Source organism: Bradyrhizobium sp. UFLA05-89, assembly GCF_059803475.1.
On sequence record NZ_JBANBA010000266.1, the window covers coordinates 1 to 1438 of the forward strand.

The window sequence follows — 1438 nt, forward strand, 5'->3', positions numbered from 1 at the left end:
TAGCATTACAGTTGCTTTTTTGATTTGAAGTGGGCGCGTTGAGCGGCAGCCTGGTGGGCTCTGCGCCAGAAAGACCATGCGATGATGTGTGCGGGTTGGATCCGCTTTCGAGCAAGTCTGATAGCAATGCGGCGGATTTCCTGCATTGACCAACGGATCAGTGGTGGAGTGGTTGTGCTTTGGCTTTTGCCGGGGGGCGCCGTTTCGTTTTTTTGGGCGGTGGCGGATTAGCGCGATGTCGGATCGCGGCCATCATGGCGAAGGCGAGCATCACCAAGGACACATGACGGTGCCAGCCATGCCAGGATCTGCTCTCGTTGTGATCGAGCCCGAACTCGTTTTTCGCCGTTTCAAAGCTGTCCTCGATCGCCCATCGATGGCCTTCGACCGCGACCAGCGTTTCAATGGCTGTTCCCGTTGGACACCAGGTGGAGAAGAAGGCGAGGTCATCATCGGCGATGCGACGACGGATCAGTAGACCGCGTGTCCACAAACCGTCATTTGCACTGTTGAACTGCTCGGCCTCGAGATCGGCCAATTCGAGATAATACCAATCGTGCAGCCGCGGTCCTTTGGTTCCGGCTCCCGCCGACAGGCGCTTCCAGTCGGATGAGTGCCGCGTCCGGGCGAGGTCTGCAGCCGTACCGGCGACCGGCGGTCGCTTGCCCCAGGATCGAAACACATGAGCGCTGCTGACCCCAAGCACGTAGCCTTTGCCTGCCCGACGTAGTTGCTGTTCGATGTTGCCAACACCGTAGACGGCATCACCGGCAACCCACTTGAATGGTACAGGCGCGGCTATCGCGCGTGCGATCATTCTCGTCGCAAGCTTTGGTTTGGTCGCAAAGCTGACGTCGGCAGGTACATAAGTGGCTTCCAGTCGATCTGGATCGTCGGTCCATTCCTTCGGAAGATACAACGCGCGATCGATGAACGCATGGCCATGACGCGAAACGTAGGCAGCGAAGACGCCGATCTGGCAGTTCGTGATCTTCCCTGCCGAACCAGTGTATTGCCGCGCCACTCCGCATGACGATTTGCCCTGTTTGAGAAAACCAGTCTCGTCGATCACCAGCACCGCATCGTCATCCGCCAAATGCTCGATGACATAGTCGCGCACGATATCGCGCAGGGCATCAGCGTCCCAGTCTCCACGACCCAGAATCGCCTGCTGCCGCCATGGGCCGGGATCGCCAGCCGCCTCTGCGCGCATCCAACCGGTCTTGCGCTGCTCATCTCCGAGCAGACCTTCCAGGAATAGGCCTGCATTCGTCGCAACACGCTCTTGCGTGAACAACGGACGTATCCGTTGCTTGATCTCACGAAGCGACGCCGCCCACAACGCAAGCGTCTCCTCAACCGACGCGGCCCGCGCCCACGACATTCGAATCATGGTTGCCCATGGATTCAGAAGCCCGCAACAAAAGCAACTGTAATG

General features: G+C 58.8%; 1 protein-coding gene. It reads right to left on the minus strand.

Annotation, left to right across the window (positions count from 1 at the left end):
* Positions 1-157 precede the first annotated feature (157 nt).
* Positions 158-1393 (minus strand): IS701 family transposase, encoded by a 1236-nt coding sequence (locus SO139_RS46175; RefSeq protein WP_498542151.1) that lies wholly within the window; start codon positions 1391-1393, stop codon positions 158-160.
* Positions 1394-1438: the final 45 nt, after the last annotated feature.